Annotated in this window: 17 protein-coding genes and 2 pseudogenes; 4 read left to right on the top strand and 15 right to left on the bottom strand. The window is 62.8% G+C overall.

Features of this window, described 5'->3' with window-relative positions; translation table 11 throughout:
• Positions 1 to 170: 170 nt before the first annotated feature.
• From gspD to ACLD1Y_RS28410, 13 genes and pseudogenes are all read right to left on the bottom strand, one after another.
• Positions 171 to 2,372 carry a type II secretion system secretin GspD gene (gspD, locus tag ACLD1Y_RS28470; protein ID WP_429481001.1) on the bottom strand — a complete coding sequence of 734 codons (2,202 nt, stop codon included), beginning with the start codon at positions 2,370 to 2,372 and terminating at the stop codon, positions 171 to 173.
• Positions 2,369 to 2,893 carry a hypothetical protein gene (locus tag ACLD1Y_RS28465; protein WP_429481000.1) on the bottom strand — a complete coding sequence of 175 codons (525 nt, stop codon included), beginning with the start codon at positions 2,891 to 2,893 and terminating at the stop codon, positions 2,369 to 2,371. The genes gspD and ACLD1Y_RS28465 overlap by 4 nt, the downstream gene beginning before the upstream one ends.
• On the bottom strand, positions 2,890 to 3,501 hold the full coding sequence (gene gspM / locus ACLD1Y_RS28460; RefSeq protein ID WP_429480999.1) for a type II secretion system protein GspM: 612 nt from the start codon (positions 3,499 to 3,501) through the stop codon (positions 2,890 to 2,892). The genes ACLD1Y_RS28465 and gspM overlap by 4 nt, the downstream gene beginning before the upstream one ends.
• Positions 3,476 to 4,504 (bottom strand): PilN domain-containing protein, encoded by a 1,029-nt coding sequence (locus ACLD1Y_RS28455; RefSeq protein WP_429480998.1) that lies wholly within the window; start codon positions 4,502 to 4,504, stop codon positions 3,476 to 3,478. Before ACLD1Y_RS28455 ends, gspM begins: the two co-directional genes overlap by 26 nt.
• Positions 4,501 to 4,842, bottom strand: a pseudogene (locus ACLD1Y_RS28450) (type II secretion system minor pseudopilin GspK); the annotation flags it as partial. The gene ACLD1Y_RS28455 and the pseudogene ACLD1Y_RS28450, both read right to left, overlap by 4 nt.
• A 48-nt stretch (positions 4,843 to 4,890) precedes the next feature.
• A pseudogene (locus tag ACLD1Y_RS28445) lies at positions 4,891 to 5,346 on the bottom strand (type II secretion system minor pseudopilin GspK); the annotation flags it as partial.
• Positions 5,343 to 5,963, bottom strand: coding sequence for a prepilin-type N-terminal cleavage/methylation domain-containing protein (locus ACLD1Y_RS28440; RefSeq protein WP_429480997.1), 621 nt, complete (start codon positions 5,961 to 5,963; stop codon positions 5,343 to 5,345). The gene ACLD1Y_RS28440 and the pseudogene ACLD1Y_RS28445, both read right to left, overlap by 4 nt.
• Positions 5,960 to 6,328: a type II secretion system protein gene (locus ACLD1Y_RS28435; RefSeq protein ID WP_429480996.1), complete on the bottom strand. Its 369-nt coding sequence runs from the start codon at positions 6,326 to 6,328 to the stop codon at positions 5,960 to 5,962. Before ACLD1Y_RS28435 ends, ACLD1Y_RS28440 begins: the two co-directional genes overlap by 4 nt.
• Entirely contained in the window at positions 6,325 to 6,756 is a 432-nt protein-coding gene (locus ACLD1Y_RS28430) for a pilus assembly FimT family protein (protein WP_429480995.1), read from the bottom strand. Before ACLD1Y_RS28430 ends, ACLD1Y_RS28435 begins: the two co-directional genes overlap by 4 nt.
• Positions 6,756 to 7,172: a type II secretion system major pseudopilin GspG gene (gene gspG, locus ACLD1Y_RS28425; RefSeq protein WP_429480994.1), complete on the bottom strand. Its 417-nt coding sequence runs from the start codon at positions 7,170 to 7,172 to the stop codon at positions 6,756 to 6,758. The genes ACLD1Y_RS28430 and gspG overlap by 1 nt, the downstream gene beginning before the upstream one ends.
• 20 nt (positions 7,173 to 7,192) lie before the next feature.
• Positions 7,193 to 8,395, bottom strand: a complete 1,203-nt coding sequence (gene gspF / locus ACLD1Y_RS28420; protein WP_429480993.1) for a type II secretion system inner membrane protein GspF — start codon at positions 8,393 to 8,395, stop codon at positions 7,193 to 7,195.
• Positions 8,392 to 10,122, bottom strand: a complete 1,731-nt coding sequence (gene gspE, locus ACLD1Y_RS28415; protein WP_429480992.1) for a type II secretion system ATPase GspE — start codon at positions 10,120 to 10,122, stop codon at positions 8,392 to 8,394. The genes gspF and gspE overlap by 4 nt, the downstream gene beginning before the upstream one ends.
• A 160-nt stretch (positions 10,123 to 10,282) precedes the next feature.
• Positions 10,283 to 10,495, bottom strand: coding sequence for a hypothetical protein (locus ACLD1Y_RS28410; protein WP_429480991.1), 213 nt, complete (start codon positions 10,493 to 10,495; stop codon positions 10,283 to 10,285).
• Between the two features lie 497 nt (positions 10,496 to 10,992).
• Here ACLD1Y_RS28410 and ACLD1Y_RS28405 point away from each other — a divergent pair, with 497 nt between their 5' ends.
• Positions 10,993 to 13,737 (top strand): glycoside hydrolase family 3 C-terminal domain-containing protein, encoded by a 2,745-nt coding sequence (locus ACLD1Y_RS28405; protein WP_429480990.1) that lies wholly within the window; start codon positions 10,993 to 10,995, stop codon positions 13,735 to 13,737.
• 564 nt (positions 13,738 to 14,301) lie between these two features.
• Here the strand turns inward: ACLD1Y_RS28405 and ACLD1Y_RS28400 are convergent.
• Entirely contained in the window at positions 14,302 to 14,916 is a 615-nt protein-coding gene (locus tag ACLD1Y_RS28400; protein ID WP_429480989.1) for a TetR/AcrR family transcriptional regulator, read from the bottom strand.
• Positions 14,913 to 15,965, bottom strand: coding sequence for a LacI family DNA-binding transcriptional regulator (locus tag ACLD1Y_RS28395; RefSeq protein ID WP_429480988.1), 1,053 nt, complete (start codon positions 15,963 to 15,965; stop codon positions 14,913 to 14,915). The genes ACLD1Y_RS28400 and ACLD1Y_RS28395 overlap by 4 nt, the downstream gene beginning before the upstream one ends.
• 207 nt (positions 15,966 to 16,172) lie before the next feature.
• On the opposite strand from ACLD1Y_RS28395, the gene ACLD1Y_RS28390 reads away from it, so the two are divergent.
• The 3 genes from ACLD1Y_RS28390 to ACLD1Y_RS28380 are packed head-to-tail and all read left to right on the top strand — an operon-like array spanning position 16,173 to position 20,606.
• Positions 16,173 to 18,353, top strand: coding sequence for a TonB-dependent receptor (locus ACLD1Y_RS28390; protein ID WP_429480987.1), 2,181 nt, complete (start codon positions 16,173 to 16,175; stop codon positions 18,351 to 18,353).
• Between the two features lies 1 nt (position 18,354).
• Entirely contained in the window at positions 18,355 to 19,686 is a 1,332-nt protein-coding gene (locus tag ACLD1Y_RS28385) for an LLM class flavin-dependent oxidoreductase (RefSeq protein WP_429480986.1), read from the top strand.
• Positions 19,683 to 20,606, top strand: a complete 924-nt coding sequence (locus ACLD1Y_RS28380; RefSeq protein WP_429480985.1) for a sulfonate ABC transporter substrate-binding protein — start codon at positions 19,683 to 19,685, stop codon at positions 20,604 to 20,606. Before ACLD1Y_RS28385 ends, ACLD1Y_RS28380 begins: the two co-directional genes overlap by 4 nt.
• The last annotated feature ends 45 nt before the right edge of the window (positions 20,607 to 20,651 follow it).

Raw genomic sequence — 20,651 nt, 5'->3', positions numbered from 1 at the left:
CCCCCCCCCCCCCCCCCCAAAGCCGGAGTGAGGGCATGCCGAGCCTAGGCGAGGCACCGAGTGTTGGGGCGAGGACTTTTTGGTTACTTTTGGGTCCCTCCAAAAGTGACCCGCCGTAAGGGCGGAACCATAGGTGGCCGTTACCTAAATAACGGATATACACCAGAAACTCACCCCCCCGGCCGCAAAAGCTGCATCTGCTGCCGATAATCATCCGTCACCTGCCGCGCCTGACTCCCACTGGTAATCACCCGTGGCGTAATCAACACAATCAACTCCGTCCTATCCTTGGACTTACTGGTATTCCCAAACAACCACCGCAACCCCGGTATCTTCCCCAAATAAGGCACCGCGCTGACAGACTCAGCGTTGTCCTGCTTGATCAACCCCCCCAACAACACCGTCTGCCCACTCTGTACCGCCACCTGCGTAGACACCGAGCGCGTAGAAATACGCGGATTGCTCTGCGTATCACTCGCCGCCTGGGTCTCGGCATCACTGACCTGCTGCTGAATATCCATATACACCAAGCCCCCCGGATTTATCCGCGGCACCACATCCAGAATCACCCCGGTCTGCACGTACTCAACACTGCTCAGGGTGGTGTCGGAGGTGCCGGTATTCACCGTGGTCTGGCTGATGGGAATGTTGTCGCCCACCTGGATCTGTGCCGGCTGGTTGTTCATCACCACCAACGACGGCGCCGACAGCACTTGGGTGCGGCCGTTGGTTTCCAGCGCATGCAGCGCCACCTGCAAATTGGAGCTCACAAACGAATAGAACAACGAATCCGTCGCGCCCAACCCGGCCCCGCCACCGCCCAAGGCGCCTTGGCTGCCGGAGGTGTTGGCCACGGTGGTGCTGGCGGAATTGCCCGCCAGGCGCCCGAGGTACCACTGCACGCCAAGGTCCAGCTCGCCGCTGAGTTTGACTTCGAGGATGCGGGTTTCGATCTGCACTTGCAGCGGTGGATTGTCGAGGCGTTTGATCGCCGATTCGATTTCCTTCCATTGCACCGGCCGCGTACGCACCAGCAATTGGTTGCTGCTTTTTTGCGCGGTGATGCGGGTGCCGGCGTCGAGGCTTTTGCTGGGGGCCTCTTCGGTGGCGCCCTGCTCGGCGCTGTCCTGATCGGCTTCGGGGGCGTCCTCGTCGTCGGTGGCAGGCTGGCTGTTGTTCAGGTTATTACTCAAACCACCCGGCGTGCTGCCCGAGGTGCTGTTGGTGCCCGGCGATGACAGCGTGGCGGTACGCAAACCCGGCGCGACCTTGGCCGGTGCGTCGTCCTTGATCGCGCCGGTGCCGTAGATCTGTCGCAGGTACTTGGCCAGGTCCGTGGCCTTCATGTTACGCACGTCGTACACGTACATCTGCGGCTCATTGCCGCCGCCCTCGTCGATGGTGTGAATCCAGTCGCCGACTTCACTCAGGTACTGCGGCTGGGACGAGATCGCTACCACCGAGTTGGTCCGCTCGATCGGCAAAAACCGCACCATGCCCGCCAGGGGCATGCCGCTGTCGGGGCCGAACATTTTTTGCAGTTCGGGCATCAGCTCGGCCACCGAGGCGCGTTGCAGGCCGAACACTCCCACCGACATGCCCTTGAGCCAGTCCACATCAAAGGTGTCGATGGTGTCCTGGTAGTTGGCCAGTTCCTCCGGTGTGCCCGCCAGGCTCAGCACGTTGCGCGCCGGGTCCACCAGCAAGAACGCGTTTTCCCTGGCGAACGGTTTGAGCAGTTTTTGCATCTCGGTGGCCGAGATATAACGCAGTGGAAACAGCCGCGCTGACAGGCCGCTGGACGGCTGGGCCACGCGCATCTGCGGCACCAGCTTGCCCGCCACCGCCTGGTTGGCGGGCAGGATCACATAGCGGTTGCCTTGCTTGATCATGGCGTTGTCGGTCCAGGACAACAGGGTTTCCAGGATCGACAGCGCCTGCTGTTTATTCACCGGCTTGGAGGTGGAGAAGCTGACATTGCCCTTCACGCCCTGGGCGATGCTGTAGTTTTCGTGCAGCAGGTCGCCCATCACGCTGTTGATCACCGCTTCAATGGGCTGGTCGGCGAAGTTGAACACGATGTCGCCACCGCCCTGCTCGCCCGAGGCGGGCGCAGCCGGTGGACGCACAAATTGCTGGTTGCCACGGATCAACTGGCGCTGCGCCGGCACCTTGGCCGCCGGTTGTTGTGGCATCGGCTCGCTGACGGGCTCCACGGGCGGGCGCTGGGAGCCGGTGCCCTGCATCGCCTCGTGCATCAGTGCGTCGTCCGCGTCGAGGTGGTCGGGCAATGAGCCGCAGCCGCCGAGGGCAACGGCGGTGGCCAGGCAAAACACGGTGGTGCGCAAGGCGCTGGGGACTGTATCGGTCAAGGGTTGGGCTCGTGAGGAAGGGTAATCGGCGGTGTGCTGGACGGCGGCGGCAACCGCAAAGCCTTGAGGCTCAGGGTTTGCGTGCGGCCATCAAGCACGAAACGGGCATCGCGGGGTGTGAGGTGCTCCAGGCGCCAGCCGTTGGGCAGGGTCTGGCCTTGGTGGATTTTCAGCGCGGGGCCATCAGTGGGTTTGAGCAACGCGACGCGCAGGTCGCCATCAATGACCACACCGGTCAACACCAGGCTCGACAGGCTGGACGCCTGGGCCTGGCCAACGGCGTGATCAGGGCTGCGATCGGGGCTGAACAACGGTGCTTGCCAAGTGCCAGCCAGGCTGTCCAGGCTCGCATCCGGCGCGCTCAGCACCTTGGCCGAAGCACTCGCAGCGGCAGTGGGTTCAGGTGCGGGCAGCCACTGCGGCGCATCGCCGACGCTGCTCAAGATCACCGCCATCAGCACGCCCAGCACACCAGCCAAGCCCAACAGTGCCCATTCAATGGGGCGCAATACCGGGATCATCGGCGCACCTGCTTCGCGCCAGCCGGTTGCAGGTAACCGCGCACCAACAGATGCACTACGAGCTTTCCGGCACCGCCGCTGGCGGGGGCATCGGGCCTGCGGCGGATGCTCATTTCATCCACGAACAGAAACGGCCGCTGGTACTCCAGCGCATGCAGGATGGCGGTCAAGGGTTCGATGGCGCAGTCGAGGGTCAGGCTGACCTTGACCTGCCGATAAGGCTCGCTGTCGTCCTGTTCAGGGGTGATGGGCATGCGCTGGGTCAGTTTGCAGCCACCGCCCAGGTTGGCCTGGCTGTTGATCAGATCGGCGCTGCGTTGCATCAGGTCGGCGGCCACGGCGCTGGGGTCGTCGCCGGGCAACAGGCTGGTGCTGCTGGCCGGGTCCTGGCGGGCCTGGTCCAGTTGTTCGCGCAGTGAGGCGCCTTGTTGCAACAGGCCGGCGTAGCGTTGTTGTTGCTCGCGCAGTTGCTCGGCTTGCTCGCCCATGGCGCGCAAGGGGCCGGCGAACCAGCTGTCGATCAACAGCCAATACGCCGTGCCCAGCACCAGGGCCAGCAGCAACAGCGCGGCGCCGCGACGTTCACGGGGTGTCAGTGGTCGGCGCATCGGCGGCCTCCTGATGCAAGTGGGCACGCAGGGAAAACTGGTCCTTGCCGGTTTGCGCATCGGGCTGGATCACCCCTTCGAACTGCGCGTTTTCCAAGCTGTGGCAAGCCTTGATGCGGGTGATCAGAGCACTGGCCTTGGCGCTTTGCCCAGAGAACGACACGTCGGCGCCATCGTTGATTTCCAATTGATCGATCCAGGTGTCGGCGGGCAGGCAAGTGGTCAGCTCATTGAGCAGTGCCGCCAAGGGGGGCTGGGCGGCTTTGCGGCGGATCAAATACTGCGCCGCACCCCGGGTATTGAGCAGTTGCTGGCGCAGCTGCTGCACCTGGGCGACCTGGGCTTTTTGCTGCTGCACGCTTGCATGCATGGCGTCGAGCACCCTCTGGCGGTCGTTGAGCCAGAGCAACATCGCCGCCATCAGCAAGGCCCCGCACAGCCACGGCAAGTTGCGTTGCAGGCCTTTGCCCACGCTGCGCTGGCGCGGCCGCAAGGGCGCGGGCAACAGGTCGATGCCCAGGCCCTGCACGTCCACTTGATGGGGGCGCAAGCCCAGCGCGGCGCAGTCCGACAGGATCTGGTCGAGGCGTTCGCGCAACACCGCCACCAGCGTCACCTTGAGGTGGCTGGGGGTACGCCGCTCCTGGCGCGCGACGAAATACAGTTGCTCGGCCTCGAACGGCGTGAAGCGGTCCAGTTCATAACCCACCACCGCCGTGAGGTTGCGCGCAGCGGCCAGGGGCAGTTGCAGGCTTTGCACCAGCACCACCGACGGCGCGAGCACCAACACCTGGCGCACGGTGTCGGGCACCGGCAGCACCGGCTCGGTCAAGGGCCAGTGGTAGGTTTGCTCGGGCCGCTCCTGCCCACGCAACAGCGCCGGCAAGCACGCGCGCAGCTCTTTGAGCCACAGGCGCCAAGCCTGTTGCAGCACGCTGCCGCGCCAACGCTCGGCCCATTGCTGCTCAAGCTGGGCCAGGGGTTTGGATAACCATCGATTCATTCTTGCCAACGCAACACCCGATAGGGTTGTGCGCTTCCCTCCGCTGGGCTCAATAAGACAGTGACATGCAACTGCGCGTGGTAACCACCGGGGCGCTCGGCGCGGCTGCTGATCACCAGGATTTCACCGGGGTCGGCCCCCACTGCGCTCTGCGATGGCAGGTTCAAAGCCTTGCGCAACAGCGCGCTGGCGAACGCCGGATCGGGCCGGTCCAGGCCGCTCCACAAGGTGATCTGCGGCACCAGCCGGCGGTACAACGCCTGGCTCATGCCCGGTAACTGACGTAACTCTTCAACCACCCGAAACGGCGCCAAGCCTTGGTTGCGTCGGGTTTCCAGGNCGCTCCACAAGGTGATCTGCGGCACCAGCCGGCGGTACAACGCCTGGCTCATGCCCGGTAACTGACGTAACTCTTCAACCACCCGAAACGGCGCCAAGCCTTGGTTGCGTCGGGTTTCCAGGTCTTTGGCCAGGCGCGTGGCCTGGGCCTGGGTGGCGCCGCAGGCCAGGGCCACGCGGGCCAAGTCCGCCGGCTCGGCGCTGTTCAAATACAACTTGCCGCGCTCACTGCGCAGGCCCACACGCAACTGCGCATCGTCAAACACCAAGGGCATTTCGCGGCCATCGGCAACCCACTGTTTGCGCTGCACGGGGTCGGCCAACGCCTGCATGACCAACGCCACCCCCGCCTCGGCCGCCAGCGTGGCCTGGGTGTGCTGGCGGTGCCATGCCGCCTGACGGGTTTGCAGTTGCACCCAACCGGCCAAGCCCCCCAGCAACAGGCTGAGCAACGCCAGTACCCACAGCACCAGCAATAAGGCCACACCGCGTTGATGCCTCATTGATCGCTCGCCCCGCCCGACAGGTTCAAGCGCAGCGCCACCACCTGGCTCACCCACGGCACCGGCCCACTGACCGTGGCGTCGATACGCACTGCGTAAGGCAGGCGCTTGGTCCATGGCCACTCACTGATCCAGCCGGTGGCCTGGCCTTTGGGGGAGAGACCGCGATAACTCAATTGCAGCGCCTCGACATTTTTTAACAACACCTGAGGCTCGCCGCGCGTGGCCGGGACGCTGACCTGGGCGGCGGACTCAAATCGAGCGAACGCCACCTGCAAGTCGCTGCCGATCAGTTGCACGGTGAAGCGCTGAATCCCGCCACCCAGCACGCCGGGCAAGGTGGCGACAAATTGCACACGCTGGGCGGCGCCGACAAAAAAACCAGGGGTTTGACTGTCGTCTTCGGTCACATCCAACGGCAGCGCTTCGCTGATGGATGTGCGCAGAAACTGCTGGGCGGCGCGCATTTCATCCAGGCTGGTGGTGTAACGCTGGGCCTTGAGCACCGCGCGATTGGCCCCCAGCAGCGCGCCACCGACCAGGGTCAGCAGCACGCCGAGCAAGCTGAGCACGATCAGAATTTCGAGCAAGGTAAAGCCCTGTTGGCGCCGCGTCATAACGGCGCCCTGTCGCTGACGGCGCGCAATTTAAGCGTGCTGAAATGCGCTTGATGCCGACCTTCGCTCACCGTCAGGTCCAGTCGAAACAAGCGCGGCTGGCCGATGCGGGTCGGTTGTTGGGCGATGTTCAATTGCCAACCGATGCCCGCCAAAGTGCCCCGACGTACGCCGCTGGCCAACGGCCCCGCCGCTTCCTGATCGAGCACGCTCAACGCCGCGTGGGTCAGGCGATCACTGTGATTGACCTGGGCCAACGAACGCGCGCTCTGGCCAAAGGCGACCAGCAACACCGTGCTGCAAATCGCCATCAGCACCAGCGCGGCCAGCATCTCAAGCAAGGTGAAGCCCGCCTGGCGCTTCATGGCAGGGCCTTCGACTGCACGCTGCCGGTCAGCCAGCCGATATCGATGCGCCAACGGCGCGTGCCGTTGGCCAGTAATAGATTGCCGCCAGTGGAGCTGCCATCCGGGTAAAAAGCCACCGCTGCACCGGCCTGCTCGGCGGTGTGCAGGGTGACTTGCAAGTCGGCAGGCCAATGCTTGAGGGGACGATCCGGCGCCTGAAAGCTCAAGGCGCGCAGGTCGAATACGGTTTTAGCCGTCTGACCGCTGACAATCGCCCGCGCCCGCGTGCTGCGCAGGGCATCCACCATTTGCCCGACCACCTGGCGCTCCCTCGCCGCCTTGAGCCCTTGCTGCAGGCCAAACCCCACCAAACCGGCGGCGATACTGATCAAGAGGATCACCACCAGCATCTCCAGCAGGGTAAAGCCGCGCTCAGGGCTGGGCATTATTCCCAGTTGCCCAAGTCGGCGCTGTAGCCTTCGCCACCGGGCTGGCCGTCTTGGCCGTAGAAGATCAAATCGAACGCGCCGTGCTCGCCGGGGAAGCGATAGCCGAAGCCATGGCCAAACGGGTCTTTGAGGTCCGAAGGCTTGGCATAGGGCCCGGCCCAACCTGTGGCATTGGCGGGTTTGTCCACCAGCTGTTGCAGGGTCTTGGGCGGCGCGCCCACGTCCAGCCCGTAGCTCTCGATCTTCATCGACAGGCTGGCCAGCTGCGCCTTGCCCGCGCCGTACTTGCCCTTGTCGACGTTGCCGCCGACCTGTCGCACCACGATGGTGGCGACGATGCCCAACAGCACGATCACGGCGAGCATTTCCAACAGGGTGAAACCGCCTTGGCGGCGTGCAGGTTTGGAGCGCATGGGGGGTAGTCCTCGGGGGTTCATATATTGCTGGTCAGGCTCATCAGCGGCAGCATGATCGCCAGCATGATCACCGCCACCAGCACCGCCATGACCACGGTCAGGGACGGCACCAGGGCGGCGAGCAGGCGGTCGATGCCGCGTTTGGCCTCGACGTCGAACACGTCGGCGACCTTGAGCAGCATGCTGTCGAGTTCACCGGCTTGTTCGCCGACTTCAATCATTTGCAGGGCCAGGTCCGGCAGCAGCGGCTGGCTGCCAAAGGCACTGGCCAGGGTGCCGCCGCCTTTGACCGATTCGGCGGCCTGCGCGACTTGCGCTTGCAGGGCGCGGTTGGTGCACACCTGGCGGGCGATCACCAGGGCTTGCAGCAGGGCCACGCCATTGCTGAGCAAGGTGCCGAGGGTGCGGGCCAAGCGGGCGGCTTCGACCCGTTGCAACAGCGGGCCGATGATGCGAATACCGAGCACGCGGCGGTCATAGCGCTCGCGCCGTTGTGGGTTGCGCAGGCGTGCGGCGAGGGTCCAGATCAACACGATCGACCCGGCTAATACCGCGAGGCCGTAACTGCCGAGAAACTGGCCAAGGCCGAGGATGACTTCGGTGATCAGCGGGATGGGCACGCCGAGGTCGTTGAAAATCGGCACGAACTGCGGCACCACATAGGCCAGCAACAACGCCAGCGAGCCAAGCACACCGACCACCAAAAAGGCGGGATAGATCAGCGCGTTGATCACTTCGCCTCTCAATAACTGGCTGCGCTCCAGGTAATCGCTGAGCTGGCGCAGGGTGTTTTCCAATGCGCCGCCCGCCTCCCCGGCGCGCACCATGCTCAGGTACAGCGGCGAGAACTGGCTGCCCTCTTCTTCCAGGGCTTTGGATAAGGGGTTGCCGGCTTTGACGTGCTCACGAATCCGCTCGATGAGTGCGCGGGTTTGCGGTTGGCCGGGTTGCTTGAGCAGGATGCCCAGGGAGCGTTCCAGCGGCTGGCCGGCGCCGAGCAATGTGGCCAACTGCTGGGTAAAACTCACCAGCGCCGCGCCGTTCAATTGGCCACGCCCCAAGGCGTTGCGCAGGCCCTGGCTGCCGGCGGGATCGATCTGCAACAGCAGCAGGCCGCGCTTGTGCAGGATGGCCACGGCGGCGGCCTGATCTTTGGCTTCCAGGGTGCCGTTTTGCGGCGCGCCCTGAGTATCGAGGGCGCGGTATTTGAACAGGCTCAAGTGCCTTCACCGCGGGTGACGCGCAGCACTTCTTCCAGCGAAGTCACGCCCGCCACGGCTTGGCGCAGGCCTTCTTCATGCAGGGTGCGCAGGCCGCCGCGGCGGGCGGCTTGCTCAAGGGTGGCGGCGTCGGCCTGCCGCATCAGCAGGCTGCGCAGTTCGTCATTCATCACCAGCAATTCGGTGATTGCACTGCGGCCGTGATAACCGCCGCCGGGCGCATCGGCGCGCGGGCGGTAGAGCCGGATCGGGCGCTCATCGGTGAAGCGATCCAGGCCATGTTCGGCGATCAATTCGGGCGGTGCTTCAAAGGCTTCGCGGGTGGCCGGGTCGAGGCGGCGCACCAGGCGCTGGGCGAGGATGCCGTTGACCGTCGAGGCGATCAGGTAGCTTTCCACGCCCATGTCCAACAGCCGCGTGATACTCGCTGCGGCGCTGTTGGTGTGCAGCGTCGAGAGCACCAAGTGGCCGGTCAAGGAGGACTGGATGGCGATGCGGCAGGTCTCCAGGTCGCGGATCTCGCCGATCATGATCACGTCCGGGTCCTGGCGCACGATGGAGCGCAACGCACCGGCAAAGTCCAGGCCGATGGCGGGTTTGACCTGGATCTGGTTGATGCCTTCGAGCTGGTATTCCACCGGGTCTTCCACGGTGATGATCTTGCGCTCGGCAGTGTTGAGCCGCGACAGCGCGGTGTACAGCGTGGTGGTCTTGCCCGAGCCGGTGGGCCCGGTGACCAGCAGGATGCCGTGGGGGCGTTCGAGCACTTCAAGGAAGGTGGCCAGGCGCTGACCATCGAAGCCCAGGCTCTGGAAGTCGAAACTCACGGTCTGGCGGTCGAGCAAGCGCATCACCACCGACTCGCCGAAGCTGGTGGGCACCGTGGACACCCGCAGGTCCAGTTCCTTGCCCTGGATACGCAGCATGATGCGGCCATCCTGGGGCAGGCGGCGTTCGGCAATGTCCAGCCGCGCCATGATCTTCACGCGCGAAATCACCGCCGCCGAGGAACTGGACGGCGGCGCTTCGGCCTCGTGCAGCACGCCGTCGATGCGGTAACGCACCTTGAGTTGGCTTTCGAAGGGTTCGATATGAATGTCCGAAGCGCGGTGCTCCACGGCGCGTTGCAGGATCAGGTTCACCAGTCGGATCACTGGCGCTTCAGAGGCCATGTCCTTGAGGTGTTCGATGTCTTCCAGGGCGCCGCCCTGCTCGTCGAGGTTTTCGATCAGCGTGCCCATGGCCGAGCGGCCCTGGCCGTAGTAGCGCTCGATCAGGGTGTCGACTTCATTGCGCGGGCCGATGGCCAGCCACACCGGCACGCCGCAGGCATACGCCACGGCCTCGAATGGATAGAGCTGAGACGGGTTGGCGGCTAGCACGCGCAGGCCGCCGTGGCTCCAGCCCAGCGGCACCACTTGGTAGTGGCGCATAAAGCGTTCGGTCAGGGCGGGTAATGGGTCCAGCAGCGGCGGTGCGGCGTCGGCCAGCATCAGCGGCGCGCCGAGCAATGCGGCCCAGGCCCGGGCCAGTTCGACTTCGGAGACCAGCCCCAGGCGAGTCAGCAGGCCAAGCAATTCGGTGTCGTCGGACTCTTGGGACAAACGCCGGGCGCGCTCCAGGTCGACGGTTTTCAAGCCAGCGTTGTGCATCAGCCAGGCGCACACCTGTTCGGTGTCTGGGATGTGCAGTTGGCAGGCGTTGAGGGTGGCTGAAGGGCTTGGCATGAGGACTGTCTGAAGAAAATTTATGCAGGGGCGCGCTTGTTGTGGCGAGGGAGCTTGCTCCCGCTGGGGTGCGCAGCGCCCCCAAAAAACTTGGGACTGCTACGCAGTCCAGCGGGAGCAAGCTCCCTCGCCACAACAAGGTCATTCCAACCAAATGGGATCAGTTTGAGGTTTTGCGCTCGGTCTGCGGGCGACCACCACGGGTGGTCTCAGCCTTCTGCTTTTTCACCGCTTTGGCGTCGTGGGCCTGGGTGATCACGGTGGAATCGGCAGCGCCGGATTTGGCGTCCGCGTCGGTGGATTCGGCAGCCATTGCCACGCCACTCAATGCAACACCCAGCACAACACCCGCACTCAGCAAGGAAATCTTCATCAACTTTCTCCAGATAAAAAACAGCAGACAGCTCAAGTAGCGCCTTGAATGGGATCAAGACCCTACACCAAAGCTTTGTGTATGACAGCGTGTATAAAACATGGCCTTTTAGAACTACTGGACAAAGCCACTAGTTCGCCATGCCACCCTGACATTCGTTAAACCAATCGACTGGTAGGTTTAGTCTTAGTTCAAAACAGTAAGGAAATATTTCTTATTTAACGCAAAAATTAGCTTTTGTTTGACTTACCCGCGCAAGAATTGCCTTAATTATCGGGCTTTTGCGATTCAAAATGCCATCTCGTGATATCGCAGAGACATCACTTATAACAACAAGCAATACAATTTTTAAACTTTAAAAGTCGCGCAATCCGCCAAGTAATTGCAATTAGCCATCGGTTAAATATTGCGATCAAGGCTAACTATTGCCCGCAGAAAAGTGACGAACGCGCACTTATCGGCGCGCCATGTTTAATACACAGTTGTTGGAGAGACCCATGAGTAAACGCAAGATGATCGGTGCACAGTCGGCTTTGGCCCTGCTGGCACTGGCCGTGTCCCACGCCCACGCGGCGACTAGCCCGGCCTTGGACGAAGGCATGGCAAGTCGCGCCGAAAAAGCGGCGGACAAGACCCTGGCGAAGATGACCCAGGAAGAAAAACTCGCCTACATCGGCGGCATCGGCGGCTGGGATGTGAAGCCCCTGAGCCAATACGGCGTGCCGCAGATTCACGGCGCCGATGGCGGCGTGGGCGTGCGTTACACCAGTGAAGGCAATGACCAGGGCGTGGTGTACCCGTCCGGCCCGAACGTGGCGGCCAGCTGGAACCCGCGTCGCGCCATCGACGTCGGTCGCGCCCTGGGCTACGACACCGCCAGCGGCGGTTATCAGTTTGTCACCGGGCCGGGTGTAAACCTGTATCGCATGCCCTACAGCGGGCGCGCGTTCGAGTACCTGTCGGGTGAAGACCCCTTCCTCGGCGCCAGCCTGGGGCCTGCGTTGATCAACGGCATCCAGTCCCGTGGGGTGTGGGCCAACGCCAAGCACTACGCGGCCAATGACCAGGAAAGCAACCGCTTCCACCTCGATGAAATCATCAGCGAGCGGGTGCTGCGTGAGATGACCTTGCCGCCGTTCGAGTCCGCCTCGAAGAACAGCAAGGTGGCGATGATGATGTGCGCCTTCCAGAAGGTGAACGGTGAATTCGCCTGCGAGAACTCGCACCTGATCCACGACATCCTCAAGACCGAATGGGGCTACCCAGGCTTCGTGCAGAGCGACTACAACGCCGTGGTCAACGGCCTGCCTGCCGCCCAGGCCGGCACCGACCTGGACATGATGGGCTACCAGATGAACAGCACGGTGCTCAAGCCGTTCCTGGACAGTGGCGAGCTGAGCGGCGCGACCCTGGATGACAAGGTGCGACGCATCCTCAAGCAGGTCTACCTGTACAAGTTCGACAGCAAGGCACCGCTGACCAACCACAACATGAACAGCGCCACCAGCAACCGCGTGGCCCTGAACGCCGCCCGCGAAGGCATCGTGCTGCTGAAAAACCAGAACAACCTGCTGCCGCTGGATGCCAAGAAAGCCAAGCGCATCGCCGTGGTCGGCAACCTGGCCAAGTACGCGCCGCCCACCGGTTTCGGCAGCGCCAACGTGATGGCGGCCAACTACATCAGCGAGTTGAGCGGCCTGCAGCAACTGGCTCCCGGCGCGAAGGTTGAGTTTATCGACGGCCTGTCCCTGGACCCGAGCACCTCGACCTGGACCCACACCGACAGCGCCGGCAACAGCGCCAAGGGCTTGAAGACCGAGTTCTTCAGCAACACCAACTGGTCCGGCGACGCCGCCGCCAGCCGCACCGACAGCCACGTCAACCTGGACTGGTCCACCGACAGCCTGCCGGTCAACGGCGACACGGCCGCCACGTCGATTCGCTACAGCGGCCAAGTCACCCCCACCGTCAGCGGTGAGCAGGTGTTCAAGATCCGCGCCGACGGCGCCGTGCGCCTGTACGTCGATGGCAAGAAAATCCTCGACAACGGCGACGGCAACCCGCTGCCCAACAACAGCATCCCGCCGACCATCCCGGTGTTCGCCAAGGTCAAGTTGCAAGCCGGCAAAGCCGTGGACATCAAGCTTGAGTACTCGCGCCGCAATGGCTACCTGTCGACCATGGGCGGCCTGGTGGGCGTGCAGATGAGCTGGGCCTCGTTGGTGGCGCCCAAAGACCTGGCGCAGTACGACGCAGTGTTGGTGGCGGCCGGTAACAGCAATGAATACGAGGGCGAAGGCTTCGACCACAGCTTTGACCTGCCGGAATTCCAGAGCGAGCTGATCCAGAGCATCGCCAAGGTCAACCCCCACACCGTGGTGACCTTGCACGGCGGCACCGGCTTGAAGATGAGCGACTGGATCGACCAGGTACCGGCGGCGCTGCATGCCTTCTACCCTGGGCAAAACGGTGGGCAGGCGCTGGCGGAGATCTTGCTGGGCAAGGTCAACCCGTCGGCCAAGTTGCCGATCAGCATCGAGCGCAACATCGAAGACAACCCGATCTACGCGACTTTCCCCAAGTTCGACAACCAGGAAACCCTGGCCGAGATGAGCTACAAGGACGACTTGTTCCTGGGCTATCGCGGGTATGAGAAGAAGGGCATCAAGCCGCTGTATCCATTTGGGTATGGGTTGTCGTACACCACCTTTGGCTACAGCAACATCAGCGTGAGCCCAGGTGTGGCGGTGGCGGGTGCGCCGATCAAGGTGTCGTTCGACCTGGCCAATACCGGCAAAGTGGCGGGCGCCGAGGTGGCCGAACTGTATGTGGGCCAGAATCATCCGAAAGTCGAGCGGGCGCTCAAGGAACTCAAGGGTTACAAGAAGGTGTTCCTGAAGCCGGGTGAGAGCAAGCGTGTGACTATCGAACTCAATGACCGCTCGTTGGCTTACTACGATGTGAAGAGTAAGCAATGGGTGGTGGATGCTGACAGTTTCAATCTGTCGGTGGGTGGTTCGTCTCAGGATATTCGTCTGAATGCCAAGTTGGTTAACCCGTTCCGGCAGGAGCTGTCGACTACCACCAGTAATCCGCTGCCGCGCTCGGCGTTGAATTCGACGTTGCGGGAGTTGCCGCAGGTGACCACGGGTGGGGTGCTTCATCAGAACCAGAGTAATGACAGCGATACCAGTGAAGGGGATGGGTATGACAGCAGCCAAGGCAGTGCTGCCGGTAATTGATCGCTAGGTGATGGTGCTTTTCTGTGGGAGGGGGCTTGCTCCCGATGGCGGTTTATCGGCTGATGTACATATCCGTTATTTAGGTAACGGCTGATTATGGTTCCGCCCTGACGGCGGGTCACTTTGGAAAAGCCCCAAAGTAACCAAAGGGCTCTTGCCCCACCACTCGGTGCCTCGCCTAGGCTCGGCATGCCCTCACTCCGGCTTGAATCCGTGGGCCGCCGCCACGCGCCATCCATGGCGCGGGGCGGCTAACCCGGCGTCCTGCCGGGTTACCCACGGATTCAAGCCTGCGTTCGGCCAGCGTGGTTTAACGGGGCGCCTAAGATCAAGATCAAAAGCCAGAGCCAGAGCCAGAGCCAGAGCCAGAGCCAGAGCCAGAGCCAGAGCCAGAGCCAGAGCCAGAGCCAGAGCAAACCACTATCTACCTGATGTATGGAGATCAAAACTGTGGGAGGGGGCTTGCTCCCGATTGCGGTGTGTCAGCTACAAATTTGTTAGCTGAAACTCCCTCATCGGGAGCAAGCCCCCTCCCACATTAGACCGTGCCCCCTTTAGATTACCTCAAGGCCTGATCGCCGCCTCAACCCGCGCAATATACGTATCAAACCGCCCCACCAAATCCACCTGCTCCGGAAACCGCAACCACTGAATTTGCAACCCATCCATCATCGCCAAAATCTCCTCCACCAACCCGGCAAGATCCACATCCCCCCGCACCTCTCCCGCCGCCACCAGCTCAGCAAACTGCCCCTGCATACGCTGATGAATCGCCGCATACCGCACCTGAAACCACCCCCACGCCGGGTGCGTATCCAACAAACTCTCCGCATTCAAAATCGTGAAGGCCCGCACAACACCCGGCGCCGTAGCATTCGAACGGTTGATGGCCCGCAAGCTGCCGAGCAAACCATTCAGAGATTTTTCCGCGCGCACCTCATCGGCAATCCGCTGATTGACCTCATCGCGACGCTGCAACACCCCCATCAACAACGAGATCTTGCTGGGAAAGTGATGCAGCAAACCGGCCACCGAAATGCCGACAATCGCCGCCACCTGGGCCATGGAGGCGCCGCTGTAGCCTTCCAGGGAAAACACCTGCAAGGCCGCGTCCAGCAGTTCTTCGCGGCGTTTTTCACCCTTGGGCGCGCGGCGGGTTTTAGGGGCGGGTTCGGTCATGGGCAAGTCCTTGAGCTTTCCCGTTCGATCAGGCGACAGTCCAACAGGTTCAACCGTTGTACCTCGTCATCCACCGGCAACGCGCCAAGGCTTTCCAATACGCGGGTGGCGGCCAGCACGCCGATTTCCAGGGCGGGCGGCTTGATGGTACTCAGGCTCGGCAGCAGCATTTCGGCGAAGGGGTAGTCGCCAAAGCCCAGCACGGCGCAGTCCTGGGGGATTTTCAAACCGGCACGCTGCCCGGCCAACAGGCCACCGGCGGCCAGGTTGTCATTGGCGAAGAAGATCGCATCGGGGGGTGTGGCGTGGCTCATCAGGGCTTCCATGGCCTGTTTGCCGGCTTCGAACGGCGCACGCTCGGCATCGGGGGCGAATACCCAAGGCGCTATACCCAACTCGGTGAGCGTGGCGGCAAACCCCTCGCCGCGCTCCATCGCGCTAAAGTCGCCGACTGCGCTGTTCTGCACGAACGCGATGCGCCGATAGCCCTGACCATGCAGGTAACGTGCGGCCGTGACGCCCACCTCGTAGTGGGAAAAACCGATCTGCAACGGCTCACGCTCGGGCACGTAGTCCCAGGTTTCCACCACTGGAATGTCGGCGTCGGCGATCATCTTTTCGGTGGCCGCGCTGTGAAAGCGGCTGGTCAGCACCAGCGCCGCCGGTGACCAACCCAGGAATGCGCGCACTGCGTTTTCTTCCTGCTCGGCGCTGAAGTAACTGGACGCCAGCAACAGCTGATAACCATGGCGACTGAGGGTGTCGCTAAAGCCCTGGATGGTATTGGCAAAGATCGGCCCGGAGATGTTCGGGATCACCATCGCCACGATGCGCCCTCGCGCCGAGGCCAACCCGCCCGCCACCAGGTTGGGCACATAACCCAGCTCGGCCACCACCTGGGCAATGCGCTCGCGGCGCTCGGGGGAAACCTGCTCCGGCTGGTTGAAGTAGCGCGACACGGTAATCGCCGAGACCCCGGCCTGGCGCGCCACGGTGTTGAGGGTGACGCGCCCGGCGCCACGGCGTTTGCGCGGTTTGTCTTCGCTCACGACAGCATCCTGTTAACAACCAAAAAGAATATAGGACTAATTTTTCAGTATTTGACGTTCTAAACCAGACCCACCAATAATGCCGATGTTAGCGCTAACAAAGCGCTTTGTCTGCTACTCGCTCGAGCGAATGCCAGAGACGAATACACAGGCGTTGCCGTCGCAGAACGGCAGCGGTTCAGGGCATTTTTTTCGAGCGGGCACAGCATGTACAACTTCCAACGCACTTCGTTATTGATCCTTGCGGGGCTGACCGCCCTGCCCGCCTTTGCAGCGGATGAACAGGAACCGACGCTCAAATCGGTGACCGTCACTGCGACACGCCGAGAAGAGTCACTGCAAAAAGTCCCGGTAGCGGTCTCGGTGCTCGATGGCGAACAGCTGGAGCGCGACAACCGCAACGGCGTGGCGAGCATCGCGCAGCAGGTGCCGTCGCTGAACTTTCGCACCGGCGCCTCCAACAAGGACACCTCGCTGTTCGTGCGCGGCGTCGGCACCATCTCCACCTCCCCCGGTGTTGAGCCCACGGTGGCCACCGTGATCGACGGCGTGGTCTACGCCCGTCCCGGCCAGGCCACCCTCGACCTGCTAGACCTGGAGCGCATCGAAGTGCTGCGCGGACCCCAAGGCACGCTGTTCGGCAAGAACGCCTCGGCCGGTGTGCTCAACATAACCAGCAAGGCGCCCACCGAAGAAACCCACGGCTACATCGACCAGTCCTACTACAGCGGCAATGAAAGCCGCACCCGTTTCGGCATCGGCGGCAGCCTGGTGCCGGGTGTGCTCAAGGGCTCAGTCAGCACCCTGTTCGGCAGCTATGACGGCAACGTCGATAACCAACACAATGGGCAAGAGGTCAACGGCTACAACCACAAGGGCATTCGCGGCAAGTTGGAGTTCACCCCCAATGACGACCTGAAGCTGACCCTGATCGGCGACTACATGCAGTCCCACGACGACGCGCCCAATGGGGTGGTGAGCAAGTCCCTGACGCCGGCGTTCGCCAACGCGCTGAACCCGGTGCGGGCGTCCAGCGACAACCGTGACATCAACACCGACACCCGCAGCCATGTGGAAGACACCAACAAAGGCCTGTCGGCGCAGTTGGATTGGAACCTCGGCGACTACACCCTCACCTCCATCACCGCCTGGCGCGGCTGGGACAACACCCAATACCAGGACGGTGACCGCCTCGGCACCGTGACCGCCGCGTTCCCCGGCACCGCCGACAAAGGCCAATTGGAATTCAACCAGTACTCCCAAGAACTGCGCCTGGCGTCGCCCAAAGGGGAATTTTTGGAGTACGTCGGCGGCCTGTTCTACATGCACGGCAAGGACGAAGAAACCTACCAGCGTACGCTGACCACCACCACCCGCACCGACCGCGGCATTGCCGACTACAGCACCACCAGCGACAGCTACGCGGTGTTCGGCGAGACCACGCTGAATTTCACCTCGCGCTTTCGTGGCATTGCGGGTCTGCGCTACACCCACGATGACCTGAAATACGATCACCGCCGCGTTTCCACCTCGGCCACCACGGTCAGCGGGATTCAACCGGCTACGTCAAGTTCCGGCTCGGTGGACGAAGACGGCTGGTCCGGGCGCCTGGGCGTGCAGTACGACATCACCGACAACATCACCAGCTACCTGACCTATTCCCGTGGTTACAAAGGCCCGGCGTACAACGTGTTCTTCAACATGCAGCCGCGTGACACTGACGCACTCAAGCCGGAAACGTCCAACACCTGGGAAGCCGGGATCAAGGCCACCGCTTGGAACAACCGTCTGACCACTAACCTGGCGGTATTCCACAGCGACTACGACAACTACCAGGCCAACTTCTACGACACCGTTGCCGGCCAGGTGGTGACGCGCCTGATCAACGCCGGCAGCGTCAGCACTGAAGGCGTCGAGCTCGATTACGCCTTGCAGGCCACCCAGCAACTCAAGCTCTCCGGCGCCCTGGCCTACACCCGTGCACGCATCGATGAATTCGCCTGCCCGGCGGGCGCGGCGGCCACCTGCAACGTCAACGGCAAGCCCCTGCCCTTCAGCCCGGACTGGAAAAGCTACGTGCGCGCCGACTACACCATCCCCCTGGATAACGGCCTGGATATCGAACTGGGCACCGACTACAGCTGGCAGAGCGAAGTGCAGTACGACATCAGTCAGAACGTCGACACCAAGCAAGGCGCCTACGGCATCTGGAACGCCAGCGTGGCCCTGGCCGATTACAGCAACGGCTGGCGGGTGGCCTTGCTGGCCAAGAACCTCGCCGACAAGTCCTACTCGCCGCTGCTGGCCAGCGGTGGCAACTACATCTACCGCGCCGTGCCCCGTGACGATGAACGTTACTTCGGCGTGCAACTGCGCAAGGATTTCTAGCATGAGCCGTCAACTCAAACTCGGCGCCTTCCTGATGGCCACCGGTCACCACGTCGCCGCCTGGCGCCACCCGGGTGTGCCGGCCACTGCCGGGCTGGATTTCGCCCAGTACAAGCACTTGGCGCGAGTGGCCGAGGGGGCCAAGTTCGATGCACTGTTCGTGGCCGACAGCGTTGCCGCCGCCACCGGTGAGATCGCGAGCCATATGGCGCGCTCGGACCATTTTGAACCGCTCACCTTGCTCTCGGCGCTGAGTGCCGTGACCGACCATATCGGCCTGATTGCCACAGCCACCACCACCTACAACGAGCCCTACCATGTGGCGCGCAAGTTCGCCTCGCTGGATCACCTGTCCGGCGGGCGTGCGGGCTGGAACCTGGTGACCTCAGACGCCGCCGCCGAAGCGCAGAATTTCGGCCGCGATGAACACCTTGGCCATGGCGAACGCTACAGCCGCGCCCGCGAGTTTCATCAGGTCGTGACCGGTTTGTGGGACAGCTGGGAGGACGACGCCTTTGTGCGCGACAAGGCCAGCGGCAACTACTACGACCCGGCCAAGTTGCATGTGCTGGAGCATGTGGGCGAACACTTTCGCGTCAAAGGCCCGCTCAACGTGGCGCGCTCGCCCCAGGGCCAGCCGGTGATCGTGCAGGCTGGGTCGTCGGAAACTGGCCGTGAACTGGCGGCGCAAACCGCCGAGGTGGTGTTTACCGCGCAGACGTCGCTGGAAAATGCCCAAGGGTTTTATGCCGATCTCAAGGGGCGTTTGGCCCGCTATGGCCGTGAGGCGGACTCGTTGAAAATCATGCCCGGGGTGTTTGTGGTGGTCGGGCAGACCGAGGCCGAGGCGCAGGCCAAGTTCGAGGCATTCCAGGAACTGGTGGAGCCAGAAGTCGGCGTGGCGCTGCTCGGGCGCATGCTGGGCAATTTCGACTTGTCCGGCTACCCGCTGGACGGGCCGCTTCCGGAGTTGCCGTTGACCGACAGCGGCCAGCGCAGCCGCCAGCAGTTGCTCAGTGACTTGGCCCACCGCGAAAACCTGACCCTGGCCCAATTGGGTCGGCGCATCGCCGGTGGGCGTGGGCACTACAGCCTGATCGGCACGCCTGAGTACATCGCCGATGAGTTGCAACGCTGGTTCGAAAATGACGCGGCCGATGGTTTCAATATCCTGGTGCCGCACCTGCCCGGCGGGCTGGAAGACTTCGCCCAATGGGTGGTGCCTGAACTGCAACGACGCGGGCTGTTCCGCACCGAATACACCGGCTCAACCCTGCGTGAAAACCTCGGTTTGGCACGCCCTGCAAACCGCTTTAACAAGGACAATGCATGAAGATTCCAGCGCTGGTACTGGCCCTGCTGGCCGTCACTCAAACCGCCTTCGCGGCCGACCCTGCCAGCCTGCGCATCGGCTACCAGAAAGGCTCCATCGCCCTGGTGCTGGCCAAGGAACATGGACTGTTGGAAAAACGTTTCCCGCAGACCGCCGTGAAGTGGATCGAATTCCCCGCCGGCCCGCAGATGCTTGAAGCGTTAAACGTCGGCGCGCTGGACGTGGGCGCAACCGGCGACATCCCACCGTTGTTCGCCCAGGCGGCCGGCGCGGACCTGGTGTACATCGGCGCCGAACCGCCCAAGCCAAGCGCAGAAACCATCCTGGTGCACAACGACAGCCCGTTGCACTCGGTGGCGGATTTGAAGGGCAAAAAAGTCGCGTTTCAGAAAGGCTCCAGCTCCCACAACCTGATCCTGCGGGCCCTGAACAAGGCGGGCTTGAGTTACAAGGACATCCAACCGGTGTACCTGCCCCCCGCCGATGCCCGTGCCGCATTCGAACAAGGCAGCGTGGATGCCTGGGCGATCTGGGAACCCTACTCATCCCTCGCCCTGAGCCAGAGCCCCAGCCATGTGCTGGCCAACGGTGAAGGGCTGGGGTTGTCCGGGCCGGTGTACACCGCACGGCGGGACTATGCCAAGGCTAACGGAGCGTTTGTGCACGACCTGCTGGGTGAACTTACTGCGGCCGAAGCCCTGACCCGCAGCCAGCGTGAAGAAAGCCTGAACGTGCTGACCGTGTTCATGGGGCTGCCTGCCGAGGTGATTGCGCGCTACATGGACAACCGCCCGCCTTCGCCGATCTTGCCGATTGACGACAAGATCATCCAGGCGCAGCAGGCGACGGCGGATTTGTTCTACCAGAACAAATTGCTGCCCAAGGCCATCGACGTGAAAAAAGCCCTGGAGAACAACTGAGATCAAATGTGGGAGCGGGCTTGCTCGCGAATGCGGTGGATCAGT

Source organism: Pseudomonas sp. 18175 (genome assembly GCF_050432925.1).
In the GTDB taxonomy this organism is placed as follows: Bacteria; Pseudomonadota; Gammaproteobacteria; order Pseudomonadales; family Pseudomonadaceae; genus Aquipseudomonas.
Note: the sequence above shows the minus strand (reverse complement) of the source record. Positions and strands in the feature narration are given on the sequence as shown.